This is a genomic window from Ruegeria profundi, assembly GCF_001507545.1.
Lineage (GTDB): Bacteria > Pseudomonadota > Alphaproteobacteria > Rhodobacterales > Rhodobacteraceae > Ruegeria > Ruegeria profundi.
Genome location: NZ_LQBP01000001.1, coordinates 277,152 through 291,312, shown reverse-complemented (window position 1 = coordinate 291,312; position 14,161 = coordinate 277,152). Strand labels below are relative to the sequence as shown.

Below are 14,161 nucleotides of genomic sequence, written 5' to 3'. Positions count from 1 at the left end.
TTTTACCGAAGCTGCACAGATCAGACGAGCAGCCTGTTTTCGATCCGGCCCATGTGCAGCATAAGCCCGAAGCCGGTGGCGCTCATAACCAAAATTCCGGTGGTCAGGGGGGTTAGGGACCCGTCGAAAAGCAAACCGATCGGGGCGGCAATGGCAGCGGCCAGAACGGTTGAGAACGCACCGATGACTGACGCGGCCATTCCCGCGATATGGCCCATCGGCTCCATCGCGATGGCGTTCAGGTTGCCCATTGTCATGCCAGCCGTGAAAAATATCGAAGTTTGCCAGAAGACAAAAACGGCAAAGGACATATTGGCCGAAAGTGGCATCATATTCAGAACGATAACGCTACTTGTCACGATGATCTGCGCACCCAAAGCCCATGTCACCAGCCGCCGCATACCCACCCGGATAACCAGTGCTGCGTTCAGCAGGCTTGCTGATCCTGCCATCAAAGCCACGAAACCGAACCAGAAGGGGAAGCTGTCCGCGCTGTCGTGGATCACGTCATAAACCGGTTGAACCATGGTCAACATGGTAAACAACATGCCAAGGCAAAGCGTCTGCACGAAGATGGACACCCGGACTGTGGGATGGTTGAACATCTCGCGCGCTGCCGAGGCCATCAGGGATAATCGCAGTGGCCGGCGGTCCTCTTTCTTTAGGGACTCGGGCAGGCGCAGGCCCATCCAAAGGACGGTGACGACCGAGAACAGGATGAATGAGGCAAAGATTCCGCGCCATCCGGCAATAGCGATCATTCCAGCCCCCAGCATCGGCGCGACTGCTGGGACGAGCGTAAAGATCATCATGGCAATTGAGACGATCCGCGCCATTTCCCGGCCTGCATAAAGGTCGCGGATAACGGCCATTGATACCACACGCGGTGCAGCGCAGCCGATACCCTGAGCAACGCGTGCAACCAACAGCAATTCCAACGAGGAACTCGCCCAAGCCACCGCCGCCGAAACGATATACAAGGCCGAGCCGACAAAGATCACTGGTTTGCGTCCAAAAGCGTCAGACAAGGGGCCCACAAAGAACGTCCCGATCCCCATGCCCAGTACGAAAGAGGTCAGGATTAACTGTGCCCGGTTGACGTCATCGGGGCTCAGTTGCGCCCCGATCTCAGGAAGTGCGGGCAGCATGGAGTCGATCGAAAACGCAATGGTCGCAAACATCATTGCGATCAGTGCGATAAACTCACCCGTAGACATCCGACCTGTCATGGCGTCCTCCTGACCTGACCGCGCTATCACGACAGGTCAGGTGGCGCTAGGATCAAAATGCGCAGGGCTCTGTGCTAATTTGCAGAGGGCTCCTCAAGCTGCGACATGATCTCACCAATCACTTTTTCCCACATCTCTGGAGGTTGCGCGCCCGGCACGGCGTGCTGGCTGGCCACGATGAAGGTTGGGACCGAGTTGACCCCCATCTGGCGCGAATGGGTATCGCGGGCGCGAATATCGTCGCGGTCAGCGCTCGAGTCCAGCAGCTTCAACACAACGGCCGCGTCCATACCGACACCGTCGGCAATATCGGCCAACACTTCGTGGTCGCTTATGTCTCGTGCCTGCACGAAATACGCGTCGAACAGAGCGTCAACGACCGCGCCCTGCTTTCCCTCAATCCCGGCCCAGTGGATCAGGCGATGGGCGTCCAGTGTGTTGGGCGTGCGCTTCATGCCTTCGAAGTCTATGCTCAGACCGGCTTTTTCAGCATGTTCAACAACCGGCGCATAGGCGCGAACAGCACCTTCTTTGCCGCCAAACTTGCGCTCAAGATATTCGCGTCGGTCCATGCCTTCGTCCGGCATGTCGGGGTTGAGTTGAAACGGATGCCACTCGATGACGAACGGGTGGTCAGGGATCGCGGCTAACGCCTTGTCCAGATGTGTCTTGCCAATATAGCACCACGGACAGATCGGGTCGGACATGATGTCGAGTTTTACGGTCTGGGTCATGGTGTATTCGCCTTGAAGTAGGCCGGAAGCGCCCGGCGCAGGAGTTTGCCGTTGCCGCCAGTTGGCAGTTCGGGCATGTGAATAAAAGCGCGGGGTTGCTTATACCGCGCCAGGTTTGCCTCGACATAGGCATGCAGGTCGGCATCGTCCAGCTTTGCCGGGCCTGTGTAGAAGGCAGCTATCACAAATGTGTCCTGCTTGACCTCAACCGCCGCAGCGCCGACTTGCGTGATGCCGGGGTATTTGGACAGTGCGGCCTCAACCTCGACCGGTGAGACGCGATAACCGCCCGCGTTCATCATATCGTCGTCGCGGCCCAGATACGTGATTTGCCCGTCAATGGCCATAGCTCCTTGATCGCCGGTAAGGAACCAGTCGCCCTGCATTCGGGCCTCGGCCTCGTCGGGTGCATTCAGATAGGTCAGCATCAGGCCAGGGTCCGAGCGGTGAATGGCGATGGTGCCTTCCTGCCCCTGCGGAACGGGTCCATTCGGTCCTAGGATCGCCACGCGGCGTCCCGGCTGCGGTTGACCCAATGCCTCACCACGCGCAGGGTGGGCAGGGCTGGACGAGATGAAGGTCGAGCATTCGGACATGCCGTACGCTTCGTACAATTCTGTTCCGGTCGCGTCGGCCCACTGCGCATGCAGATGTCGCGACAGCTTCTCTCCTGCACAAAGACCGTGGCGCAGGTCTGGCAGAGGCAGGGTCTGCGAGGTCTTGAGCAACTTGCGAAAGACACCGGGAGCGGCGGCAAAAATTGTCGCCCGATGTTCGCGCAGCAAGGTGGGCAAGTCGTCAGGGTCGGTGCCCGGTTGCGGGATCAGCGCCGTTGCGCCAATGGTCCAGGGGTCCATGAGACCTGTGCCGAGAGTGTAGGTCCAGTTGAACGCCCCGGCATGGCACAATCGATCCGTATCCCGCAGCCCGTACCATCCATCCACCATCATCTGCCGCGCCCAGATGGCGCGATGCGCGTGGGCCACGGCGCGCGGCTTGCCAGAGGTTCCAGAGGTATAAACGACGTAAGCCAGCCGGTTCGGGTCGCCGAACTGAAACTCAGCGGGGGGCAGGGTGCGCATGTCTGACAGCGCGCCCAATGTGATCTGCAAAGGATGCGCCGCACAGGCGACGCCTGGGTCGCGCAGAATGGCGGCGGGGCTCAGGTCCGCGATCATGCGTTCCGTTTCCGGCTCGGTCAACTGGGACGATGTGGGGACTGGCACGATCCCGACCGCAATAGCACCGAGATAGGCAATGGGAAAATCCACCGTGTTTCCCAACCGCATCAAAACGATTTCTCCGGGTTTCAGCCCAGCGTTCAGCAGCCCGGAGGCTGTACCGAGGATTGCCGCTTTCAACGCGCTGTAACTCCAGTCCTCGGTACCAGTGCCGCGTAGAACGGAAAGGGCGACCTTCTCTGGTCGGCTATCCGCTTTTTGCAGCACATGCGCGGCCAGATTAAACGGTGTGGGGCAGGCCTGAAATGGCCCTTGGTCGAAAACGGAAAGCATGACACTGGCTATCGCGCCGCTTGTCGCGTTGCAAGCAGAGCAGGGTGCGCCTATAGAGTTGCGCATGAGCACAAATGATCAGCCATCCCTTATCCGTATTGCCCGTGACTCGGGCGAGCATAGCGATCCTGAGCCGCTGGATCTTGGCGCACGCGTGCGTCAGTTGCGCAAGGCGCGGAACTGGACGCTGGAACAAGCGGCCTCGCAGGCGGGGCTTGCGCGATCTACGCTCAGCAAGATCGAAAACGGGCAGATGTCGCCGACTTATGACGCGCTGAAAAAGCTGGCGACAGGGTTAGAGATTTCGGTGCCCCAGCTTTTTACGCCCCCTCAGCGCGACCAGGTAATCGGACGTATGGCCGTAACCCGTATGGGACAGGGTGCCGCGCACCCAACCGTAACCTACGAGCATGAACTGCTGGCTGAGACACTGACGAAAAAGCAGATGCTGCCTTATCGCGCCCGCGTCCGTGCCCGTTCAATGGACGAGTTTGACGGCTGGGTGCGCCACGACGGAGAAGAGTTCCTTTTCGTGCTGACCGGCGTTGTGAAACTGTACACCGAGTTCTACGAACCAGTTGAAATGCGTCGGGGAGACAGTGCCTATTATGATGGCAGCATGGGTCACAACGTGATTTCGGTCAGCGACGAGGACGCAACAATCCTGTGGGTGACGTCACTAGCCTAAAGATCGACTGCACTCGCGGTTCAGGCCTTCAGTAAACAGAAAATCCTCGAGCTCTTCGTGCGCTTCGTTGACGGTCAGGTGGTGGCGCTCGGCCAAGTACGCTTCAAACCCTTTTCGGTCTTTGCACAGCTGTGATTTATCCTGATCGCGCAGGTTCGGGAAACGTCTTTTGGCGCGTGAATACATTGCGTCCCAGTCTTGAGTAAGGTCAGTCCAGCTTAACATCTGTGTGCTTTCCGTTGTTAAGGTTTCACGGCTGCCCAGCCCTATAGTCACGTTACGAAGGGGGCAGGGTTCCGCGCGGATGACAAAATGTCGCACCCAATGATCGCTAGCCCCAAATCAAAAAGGCCCGTCGCGCACGACACGCAACGGGCCTACGGACCTGATTTTGGAGTGAGTGGGGGCCGGTCCGTAAAATCAAAGTGCCACGTGTCGAAAGCTAGTTATCTCACGAAATAATCAGGATAATTTAGTCTAACAACACATTGAAATACCAATAGGTTACAGCCAAGAAGTGCGATCCGTAAAGCCCCTTGTGGCCGTTTTTTAGAATTAAGCTGGAATTAGGTAGACAAACAAGTTCTGGCGGGACCCGTATCTCAGTGCCCTAAATATGGCATGTTATTGTGCGTGTGCTGAAATCCGCCGAAAAGTGCGAAGGGTCTACGTCGCAAACTAGCGTCACTAAACCCACAGATGTGCGGACCCATCCCAAGAAATGAGACGACACCGTCCAGCACAGCTTCACCGGTGTTGAGCTAGTCTTCGTACCACCAGACCTGCGGCATATATTCAGGGCCATCGCCATAGATCGGCAAGGTCTTAGGCTGCTTCAGTTCCTTCACATGGGCGATGCGGCCGATATCGAAGTTCCAGATGGGTATGACATAGCGACCTGCTGTCAGAACCCGATCCAAAGCGCGGGTTGCGGCCACGAAATCTTCATGGGTCTCTGAGGCCAACATCGTGTCGATCAACCCGTCCACAGCAGGCGAGGCAACACCCATCAGATTTCGGGTACCCTGCGTGTCGGCATCCTGGCTGCCCCAATACAGCCGCTGTTCATTGCCCGGAGACAGCGAAAGCGCCCGGCGGAAGAACGTCATGTCAAAGTCCAGTTCGGCAGTGCGACCTGCGAATTGCGCGCTATCCACCTGCTCGACACTGATGGTGATGCCCAGACGCTCAAGCGCGCGTGTGTAGATTTCGATGGCTGTCTGACTCTCGGTGTCGCCCTGTTGCAGCAATACGCTGATGGTAAAGTCTTGACCGGCCTCGTTCCGCAGCACGCCATCCTGAATGGTCCAGCCTGCCCCGTTCAGCAGTTTGTTTGCTTCGCGGATATTGGTTCGGTTGCGGGCGGACCCATCACTAACGGGCAGGGCATAGCCTTCGATTGCGCCGGGGGGTAGGTCGCCGGCATAGGGTTCCAACAACTCGGCCACGCGACCCGTTGCTGGACCGGGTTGCATACCCAGATCGGACCCTGAGAAATACGATGTGATCCGGGGCTGCACACCACCTGTAATCGTGTCGTTGATAAATTCGAAGTTAAAGGCCAGCAACATGGCCTCACGCACACGCCAGTCATCAAACGGAGCCTTGCGCGTGTTCATGACGAAGCCGGTCATGCCCGAAGGTTTACCATGCGGGATCTCGGTTTTGACGATATCGCCACGTTGCACGGCCGGAAAGTTGTACTGAGTTTGCCATTTGTCGGCGTTGAACTCACGCACGGCAGTCAGTTCGCCTGCTTTGAAAGCCTCAAACAGAACCGTGCCGTCACCGTAGAATTCGATGCGCATCTCATCCAGGTTCATGGTGCCGCGGCGAAACGGGACATCTGCCCCCCAGTATTCCGGGTTGCGGCGCAGCGTCACGTAACGACCAGCCTCATACCCATCAACCACATAGGGACCCGAGCCGATTGGAATGTCGTGCAAAGACGCGTTGGCGAAATCTTTCCCCTCCCACTGCGCTTTTTGCAGGATGGGGCGCAGCCCAGCTATCAGCGCAAGTTCGCGATCAGGTTCATTGAACGTGATGCGCACCGCGCGAGGGCCTGTTTGTTCAATCTTGTCGATCTTGCCCCAGAGTCCGCGATACCGCAGGTGTCCTTCTGTACCCAATACCTCATACGACCAGATGACATCATCCACGGTCACTGGACTGCCATCCGAGAACCGGGCGTTTTCACGCAGGGTAAATTCGACCCAGGACCTGTCGGGCGCAGTCTCAACTGATTCGGCTAACAACCCGTAAAGAGTGAAAGGTTCGTCCCAGGATCGGCCCATAAGGCTCTCGTGGGTCCAAAATCGCAATTGCCACGGCGACGTGCCTTTTTGCACAAACGGGTTCAAACTGTTATAGCCGCCGGTGTTGCCGAAAACGACCTTGCCGCCCTTGGGTGCATCCGGGTTTACGTAGGGCAGAGACACAAAATCCGGTGGTAGGGCAGGGTCCCCGTACATAGCTATGCCATGAGCCGATTCTGCATGAGCGCACGTGGCAGCAAAAACGAAGGTGATTCCCGCAATTATAGGGCGAACAGGGCTTAGAAAATTGGGGCTCATTTTGGAAACAATCCTGCTCTGGCCTTATTTTGTTGGCTTTCACCGTACCGATGATTTTTCTTATTTTCAAACTTTTAGCTTGGATGAATGCAAGGAATTGCGTATAAAGAATGCACTGCTCGATAGGTTTCTTGCCTGTATGAAACCTGCCTCAATAACTTAACGCCCGCCTTGCGCGGGCGTTTTTTTTGGCATTTTCCACGCCAGAAGCAGCACCCGGATGTTTCCCAGTTTTCTTTGCAGGTGCAGCATGGCAATGTGCGCCGAAAGCGAAATCTGAGGGAGAGAGCTTATGAGCTTGCCGGGTAAAACAGCAGTTATCACGGGGTCGAATTCGGGTATCGGTCTGGGTGTCGCGCGCGAATTGGCAAAGGCCGGGGCCAACGTGGTGCTGAATTCGTTCACCGACCGGGATGAAGATCACGCGCTGGCTGCCGAGATTTCGCAAGAAACCGGTACCAAGGCGAGATACATCAAAGCCGATATGTCCAATGGCGATGAATGTCGCGCGCTGATCGAAAAGGCGGGCGCTTGCGACATTCTTGTGAACAACGCGGGCATTCAGCATGTTGCCCCGATTGATCAGTTCCCGGTCGAAAAATGGGACGCGATTGTAGCGATCAACATGAACTCGGCCTTTCACACGATGGCGGCTGCGCTGCCGATGATGCGCAGGGCAGGCTGGGGACGGATCGTGAATATCGCGTCGGCGCACGGGCTGACGGCGTCACCTTTCAAAGCGGCTTATGTGGCGGCCAAGCATGGCGTGGTGGGCATGACCAAAACCGTGGCGTTGGAGACCGCCCAGGAACCGATCACCTGCAACGCGATTTGCCCAGGCTATGTACTGACGCCGCTGGTCGAGGCGCAGATTCCCGATACGATGAAGGAATACAATATGAGCCGTGAGGATGTCATAAAGAACGTGATGCTTGAACGGCAGCCATCAAAAGCCTTTGCAACGGTCGAGCAAATGGGCGGGACAACGGTTTTCTTGTGTTCGGACGCCGCGGCACAAATTACCGGGACAACGATCTCGGTCGATGGCGGTTGGACGGCTTTGTAAGTCAGGGGATCGCGCCATGAAACGGATCAATTTGGCATTGCAGGGCGGGGGCGCGCATGGTGCGTTCACCTGGGGTGTTCTGGACCGTTTATTGGACGAAGAAGATATCGAGGTTGCGGCGATCACCGGAACCTCGGCCGGGGCGTTGAACGGTGCGGCTTTCAAGTCCGGCATGGTTCGGAATGGGCGCGACGGAGCGCGCGACAATCTGAATCAGCTTTGGGAGCGCATGGGCGCAGTGGGCGATATGCGCCTTGCCAATTGGATGCAAGCGATTGAACCTGCCCAAATCGCGCATGCGATGGAGTATTCCCTGCCGTTTTCGGTGGGCGACGCATGGTCTCGGATTGTGTCGCCCTACGCCTATGGTCCGTTCTACCGCAATCCGCTGGAACCGGTGGTTGATCAGTTCAACTTTGCAGAAATCTGTGCTGATCAAGGCCCGCGCCTGTTTGTCTGCGCCACCTGCGTGCGCAGCGGTAAAATCCGGGTGTTCACTGGTGACGAAGTCTCGACAAATGCAATTCTGGCCTCGGCCTGCTTGCCGAACCTGTTTCAGGCGGTCGAGATTTACGATCCGAAATCCGGCCGGAAAGAGGCCTATTGGGATGGTGGCTATACCGGGAATCCTGCGCTTTACCCTCTGTTTAACAATGATTTACCAAATGATGTGGTGATCGTTAATATCAACCCGCTGGAACGGGACGAGGTGCCAAAAACGCCTCAGCAAATCCAGAACCGCATCAACGAGATCAGCTTTAACTCATCCCTGTTTCGTGAGTTGCGCGCGATCAGTTTTGTTCAGCGGTTGTTGGCTGAGGGCAAGTTAAACGCGGGTGAGATGAGCCGCGTTCTGGTCCATATGATCGCCGATGATGCATTGATGAATTCACTGTCAGTGGCCACAAAAACCGTTCCAAACCCGGTGGTTCTGCACAAGCTGAAAGAGGCTGGGCGCGCGGCGACGCATCGGTTTATTAGCGACCACAAGTCAAAGCTGGGTGAAGCCAGCACCGTTAATCTGCCCGAGATGTTCGGCTGATTACTCAGGAGGTTGCTTCGGTTCTTTTCCGTTGGGATATACCAGCCCCGCCGAAATCACCAGTTTTGCCGCGTCCTCGATGGTCATATCCAGCAGAATGACGTCTTCGATCGGAAAAAACAAAAGAAACCCCGAGGTCGGGTTCGGCGTGGTTGGGATGAACACGCTCAGCAGTTCGCCACCGGTTTCTGCGCGTTTCGACACCTCACCTTTGGCGCTGGTCGAAACAAAGCCAATGGCCCAGATACCGCGACGCGGATATTGCACGAGACAGGCCTTTTCAAACGACCGCTCTGTTTGCGCAAAAACCGTTTCCGAGATCTGTTTGATCCCGGAATAGATTGAACGCACCACGGGCATCCGGTCCACCAAGCTTTCGGTGAACGAGATAAAAGACCGGCCCAAGATTCCCTTTGCAATCCAGCCAACCAGAACTGTGAAGACCAGAAAGATGATAACGCCGACACCGCGCAGGTTTATGCCGACATACTGCTCGGGCTGGAATTGCTGAGGGATCAGCGGCAGAACCGCGCTGTCTATCCAGCCAACCACAGACCAGATCAACCAAATCGTCAGCCACACAGGGGCAATGACGACGATGCCCGTCAGAAAGGACGCGCGCAACCGGGCAAACAGGCCCGGGCGGCGATGGGGTTCTTCGTCAAACGGTGTGTTCATTGCGATCCTGAGTGGTTTGCCGATTTAATTAAGCAGTCCGGGGTCTTGGTACAATAGAAAGAATTCAGGCAGTTTTCGTCAGGGCAATTGCGATTCTGGCTGCCAGACGGGCATTATTGCGTACCAACGCGATGTTCGCCGTCAGTGAACGACCCTCGGTCTGCTCATAGATCCGTTGCAGCAAGTAGGGTGTGACGCCCTTACCTGTTATCCGGTGTGCGTCGGCGTCAGCTTGGGCCGAGGCGATGATCGGAGCCAGTTCTTCAGCCGGAATTTGGTCGGCGTCCGGGATCGGGTTTGCGACCAGTTGGCCGCCCGGCAGACCAAGCGCGCGCCGCGTGGCGTGGGCCTTGGCGATATCATCTGCGTTGTCCATCCGCAGCGGTGCGGCGTATGGCGATTTGGCGGACCAGAAAGCCGGGAACTTGTCCTGACCGTGAGCGATGACAGGAACGCCCAGCGTTTCCAGGACTTCAAGCGTTTTGGCCAGGTCGAGGATCGCTTTGGCACCCGCTGCGACGACCGTGACCGGGGTTTGGGCCAGTTCGTGAAGGTCTGCCGAGATATCGAACGATGTTTCTGCCCCCTGATGCACGCCACCGATACCACCTGTGCCGAAGACTTCGATCCCAGCATAGTGTGCCGCGATCATCGTCGCAGCGACGGTGGTCGCACCTGTTCCACCGGTCGCAATACAGGCGGCCATGTCCGCGCGGGATATCTTAGCGACACCTTGTGCCTGACCGAGTGATTTCAACTCATCCGCTTCCAAGCCGACATGAAGCTTGCCTTTGAGCACGGCGATCGTGGCTGGCACAGCACCGGCGTCACGGATGTCTTGTTCAACCTGCGCCGCCACCTCGATGTTCTGCGGGTAGGGCATTCCGTGCGTGATGATGGTGCTTTCAAGCGCAACGATGGGCTGACCCGCGTCTTTTGCGGCGCGGACCTCGGCGGAATATTGGATGTCGATCACAGTGGGGTTTCTCCGGAAACATAAGTTGCGGCGGCGTGCAGGGCTCGGTTCAGCGCCTCATTGCTTGTGGCGCCTTCAGCCTCGGATGCGATATGCGCCGCCATGAAAGTATCTCCTGCGCCGGTCACGCGCGTGACCAGAACAGACGGGGGTGTTTGGGTCAGAAGGTCATCGGCACTGCCGACAGTGGCCGAGTTGCCGCCATCAGTGACCAGAACCCTCAGCGCGCCACGGTCCAGCAACCCTTTGGCCGCGCTTTCAGAATCGGTGAATTCGCGCTGGCACAGGATACCGGCCTCTTCCAGGTTGACGTATAACGTCGCGCGAGAGTGTTGAAGGAAGGGGAGCAGTCGTTCCGCCTTACCGGGTGAGGCCGGGGCAACGCGCAGATCAGCTTGTTTAAAGGCGGGGCTCTGCGCGATTTCTTCCAGCAAGGTTAAAGTAAGGTTGCCGTCGAGGGCGATAAGGCCTTGGAAGGGTTCGGTATTTCGACCGAGCGGCCCATCCATCAGCGGGCTTAAAATCTTGGCGCCGGCAGCTTCCAGCGAATGCGCGTCAGCAATTGCGGCGATTAACCCGTTTGCCCCCTCGACAGCCATGTAGCGGTCGGTTGGCAAATCCTGCGACCGGTAAACATGGTCCGTCACCATGCCCAATCGGGCGCAGGCGTTGACCAGTTCGTCGCCTTCGGGATCACGGCCAATGGCTGTCAGCAGGGTTGGGGTCATTCCGAACCGGACCAGCGTCATGGCAATATTCATGGCCACACCACCGGGCAGGCGCGTGATCCGTCCCGGCACGTCCGAGCCTTGCCGCATCGCGCTGGCTGACCGCCCGATTACATCCCACAGGACCGAGCCGATGCACAGGATTTCACTGTTCTGAGTCATGTCGATCTCATGCCGCAGCCCTTGAACGGGCGCAAGGGTTAACGCCTACATCGCGTTGGTGAGGGTTTTCAGTGCGGCAAGCGGGTCATCCTGTGACCAGATCTCATCGCCGATGCCGAAAAAATCGGTGCAAGGGGCAAGGTCGCGGATAAGTTCGGGGGTCAAGCCGCCTTCGGCGACAACGGGGACTTCGATCATTTCGGACCACCATTGAAACAGGTCCAGCTCGGCCTTGGTGCCGTCACCAAGTACCGAAGCGCCAACCGGGCCGAACGCAACATAGTCGGCCCCGGCCTCACCAGCCGTCATGCCGTCATGGCTTGAGGCTCCGCAAAAGCTGCCGACGATGGCGTCTGGACCCAGTTCCTTACGCGCGGCCCGGACTGAGCGTGCGGCATCGTCCAGGTGCACCCCGTCCAGACCCAACCTCTGCGCCAGAAGAACATGGTTCGAGATCACAAGCGCCACATCGCGCGCATGCGCGACCTCGCGGCAGGCATCGGCGGCCCGGGCGATGGCGTCTTCGTCCCCTCCGGCCAGCGCCAGCCGGATGCAGGCGATCTCGGCCCCGTCCAGCACGCTGGCCAGTTGGTCTGGGAAGGTGCTCAGCTTGATGGTTGGCGGAGTGATCAGGTAAATCTGCGGCTGCTCGGGGGTGTCCATTGGCGCGTCCTTCGCTTTCAGTCTTTGGCGCGGTTTAGCGGATTGCGCCGGGGAAGCAAACTTTTATGCCGTTATATGGCGCAATTGGCGGCCCGGATGACTTGCCCTGCGCCAGCGCCCCGATTACAGCAGGCCAAGTTTTCGGAGACAGCCATGCCCAGCGATCAATCTCAGCCTTCCTTTGTGCTCGTGCGCCCTCAGATGGGGGAAAACATCGGTGCAGCCGCGCGGGCAATGTGGAATTTTGGGCTCGACCGGATGCGAATCGTTGGCCCGCGGGACGGATGGCCGAACCCAAAGGCCGTAGCGATGTCCAGCGGCGCTGGCCGGTTGTTGGACGAGGCACAGTTGTTTGATGATCTTGCGGGGGCGCTCGCGGACAGTACTTTTGTTTTTGCTACCACGGCCCGGCAGCGCGGATTGACCAAACCGGTCTACAGCCCCGAACGCGCAATGCAGATTGCGGCCCAGAAAGTAGCGGCCGGGGAAAAGGTCTCGGTTCTGTTCGGGCCAGAACGTGCAGGGCTTGAGAATGAGGATATCGCCAAGGCAAATGCCATCATTTTCGTGCCGGTAAACCCGGAATACGCATCGCTTAACCTTGCCCAATGCGTGTTGCTGACGGCCTATGAGTGGATGCGTCAAACCGGGGATGTGGTGCATGAGGCCACCGATCTGGGCAAAGGCGATTGGGCGACCGGGATCGAGGTTGAAAAGCTGGTCGAACACTATGAGGATCGGCTAGACGAGGCGGGCTTTTTTTACCCGCCCGAAAAGGCCGAAGGCATGAAGACCAACCTGCGAAATCTATGGTCGCGGATGCGGATGACACGCGCGGATGTGCAGATGTTGCACGGGATCATGCGTCAGATGGTCCGCTGGAAGGACAGGGGCTGAGGCTGGACCTTCGCCCTTGATGGCCCTAGCTTGCGACGAAATCCAGGACATGAGGACAGCATGAGCGGTAAGCGCAGCATCTTCGAAGACGTCTCAGACACAGAAAAACAACAGGCGGTTCAACCGGGTATGCTTGACCGGGGGCGCGGAGGAGCACGCAAAGCGATCCGCGCGTGGTTGATGATCCTGTTCGCGTTGGTTGTGGTGATGATCGCGGTGGGCGGGCTGACCCGCCTGACCGATAGTGGCCTGTCGATCACCGAATGGCGCCCGATCACAGGGGCTATTCCGCCAATGAATGAGGCGGATTGGCAGTCTGAATTCGACAAATACAAACAGATCGACCAATGGCGCATCCAGAACCAGTGGATGGAGCTGGATGATTTCAAATTCATCTACTGGTGGGAATGGGGCCATCGCCAACTGGGCCGCGTCATTGGTCTGGTTTGGGCGCTTGGGTTTTTTGGGTTCCTGATTGCGCGCAAAATCCCCACGGGTTGGACGGGTAAGCTGCTGATCCCCGGAGCTCTTGGGGGGATTCAAGGCGCAGTTGGCTGGTGGATGGTTGCCTCGGGCGTGACGCAGGGCGAGGGGATGACTGCCGTTGCCAGCTATCGGCTTGCGACCCATCTGGGGCTGGCCTTTGTGATCCTCGGGTTTCTTGCGTGGTACATCTTTGAACTTGGGCGCGACGAACGCGATCTGATGCAGGCCAGACGCGCGAAGGAGGCCAAACTGTTCTCGCTGTCCACCGGACTGCTGCACTTTACCTTCTTGCAGATTCTCATCGGTGCGATGGTCGCTGGTATAGATGCCGGGCGGTCTTACACCGATTGGCCCCTTATCGGCGGTCAGATTCTGCCTCCTGACGCCACGATGCTGGAGCCGATGTGGCGCAACTTCTTTGAAAGTCCTGGTCTGGTGCAGTTCATTCATCGTTGCGCGGGTTACCTTCTTTTGATCTTCGGCATCATCGTCTGGCGGCGCGGCAGCAGCAGCGCGCACCCGCAAACGCGTTTTGCTTTCAATGCCGCGTTTGCCGCGCTGTCCCTTCAGGTCGTGGTTGGTATCGTGACAGTCGTCTATGCAGCCCCGTGGCAGATCGCCATCGTCCACCAGTTTCTTGCCGTCGTTGTATGGACCCTCATCCTGCGCGCGCGTTTTCTGACCGCGTACCCAATCGTGACCTCGATCCGCGGAGTTTGAAT

14 protein-coding genes are annotated in these 14,161 nt (G+C 57.9%); 5 read left to right on the top strand and 9 right to left on the bottom strand.

Annotated elements, in window-relative coordinates:
* Positions 1 to 20 precede the first annotated feature (20 nt).
* From AVO44_RS01435 to AVO44_RS01425, 3 genes are all read right to left on the bottom strand, one after another.
* Entirely contained in the window at positions 21 to 1,229 is a 1,209-nt protein-coding gene (locus AVO44_RS01435) for a multidrug effflux MFS transporter (protein WP_068331558.1), read from the bottom strand.
* A gap of 74 nt (positions 1,230 to 1,303) precedes the next feature.
* Positions 1,304 to 1,963: a DsbA family oxidoreductase gene (locus AVO44_RS01430; protein WP_068331556.1), complete on the bottom strand. Its 660-nt coding sequence runs from the start codon at positions 1,961 to 1,963 to the stop codon at positions 1,304 to 1,306.
* Positions 1,960 to 3,477: a class I adenylate-forming enzyme family protein gene (locus tag AVO44_RS01425; protein ID WP_068331553.1), complete on the bottom strand. Its 1,518-nt coding sequence runs from the start codon at positions 3,475 to 3,477 to the stop codon at positions 1,960 to 1,962. Before AVO44_RS01425 ends, AVO44_RS01430 begins: the two co-directional genes overlap by 4 nt.
* 64 nt (positions 3,478 to 3,541) lie before the next feature.
* Here AVO44_RS01425 and AVO44_RS01420 point away from each other — a divergent pair, with 64 nt between their 5' ends.
* Positions 3,542 to 4,165 carry a helix-turn-helix domain-containing protein gene (locus AVO44_RS01420; protein ID WP_068332590.1) on the top strand — a complete coding sequence of 208 codons (624 nt, stop codon included), beginning with the start codon at positions 3,542 to 3,544 and terminating at the stop codon, positions 4,163 to 4,165.
* On the opposite strand, the gene AVO44_RS01415 is transcribed toward AVO44_RS01420, so the two are convergent.
* Both AVO44_RS01415 and AVO44_RS01410 read right to left on the bottom strand, forming a co-directional pair.
* The gene (locus tag AVO44_RS01415) at positions 4,157 to 4,351 is read right to left on the bottom strand and encodes a hypothetical protein (RefSeq protein WP_338057215.1); all 195 of its coding nucleotides are present in this window, start codon (positions 4,349 to 4,351) and stop codon (positions 4,157 to 4,159) included. The genes AVO44_RS01420 and AVO44_RS01415 overlap by 9 nt on opposite strands.
* A gap of 575 nt (positions 4,352 to 4,926) precedes the next feature.
* Positions 4,927 to 6,741 carry an extracellular solute-binding protein gene (locus AVO44_RS01410; protein ID WP_082677355.1) on the bottom strand — a complete coding sequence of 605 codons (1,815 nt, stop codon included), beginning with the start codon at positions 6,739 to 6,741 and terminating at the stop codon, positions 4,927 to 4,929.
* A gap of 292 nt (positions 6,742 to 7,033) precedes the next feature.
* Between AVO44_RS01410 and AVO44_RS01405 the strand changes: the two genes are divergently transcribed.
* The gene (locus AVO44_RS01405) at positions 7,034 to 7,807 is read left to right on the top strand and encodes a 3-hydroxybutyrate dehydrogenase (RefSeq protein ID WP_068331547.1); all 774 of its coding nucleotides are present in this window, start codon (positions 7,034 to 7,036) and stop codon (positions 7,805 to 7,807) included.
* Positions 7,808 to 7,823: 16 nt separating this feature from the next.
* The gene (locus tag AVO44_RS01400; RefSeq protein ID WP_068331545.1) at positions 7,824 to 8,849 is read left to right on the top strand and encodes a patatin-like phospholipase family protein; all 1,026 of its coding nucleotides are present in this window, start codon (positions 7,824 to 7,826) and stop codon (positions 8,847 to 8,849) included.
* Here AVO44_RS01400 and AVO44_RS01395 read toward each other — a convergent pair whose 3' ends face one another.
* The 4 genes from AVO44_RS01395 to AVO44_RS01380 form a co-directional block, all read right to left on the bottom strand.
* Positions 8,850 to 9,527, bottom strand: a complete 678-nt coding sequence (locus AVO44_RS01395) for a DUF502 domain-containing protein (protein ID WP_068331543.1) — start codon at positions 9,525 to 9,527, stop codon at positions 8,850 to 8,852. It lies immediately after the preceding gene.
* A gap of 64 nt (positions 9,528 to 9,591) precedes the next feature.
* Entirely contained in the window at positions 9,592 to 10,503 is a 912-nt protein-coding gene (locus AVO44_RS01390; RefSeq protein WP_068331541.1) for a pseudouridine-5'-phosphate glycosidase, read from the bottom strand.
* Positions 10,500 to 11,393 (bottom strand): PfkB family carbohydrate kinase, encoded by an 894-nt coding sequence (locus AVO44_RS01385; protein WP_068331539.1) that lies wholly within the window; start codon positions 11,391 to 11,393, stop codon positions 10,500 to 10,502. The genes AVO44_RS01390 and AVO44_RS01385 overlap by 4 nt, the downstream gene beginning before the upstream one ends.
* Positions 11,394 to 11,438: 45 nt before the next feature.
* Positions 11,439 to 12,056, bottom strand: coding sequence for a thiamine phosphate synthase (locus AVO44_RS01380; protein WP_068331534.1), 618 nt, complete (start codon positions 12,054 to 12,056; stop codon positions 11,439 to 11,441).
* Positions 12,057 to 12,209: 153 nt separating this feature from the next.
* On the opposite strand from AVO44_RS01380, the gene AVO44_RS01375 reads away from it, so the two are divergent.
* Both AVO44_RS01375 and ctaA read left to right on the top strand, forming a co-directional pair.
* Entirely contained in the window at positions 12,210 to 12,953 is a 744-nt protein-coding gene (locus AVO44_RS01375; protein ID WP_068332587.1) for an RNA methyltransferase, read from the top strand.
* Between the two features lie 60 nt (positions 12,954 to 13,013).
* Positions 13,014 to 14,159 (top strand): heme A synthase, encoded by a 1,146-nt coding sequence (gene ctaA, locus AVO44_RS01370; protein ID WP_068331533.1) that lies wholly within the window; start codon positions 13,014 to 13,016, stop codon positions 14,157 to 14,159.
* Positions 14,160 to 14,161: the final 2 nt, after the last annotated feature.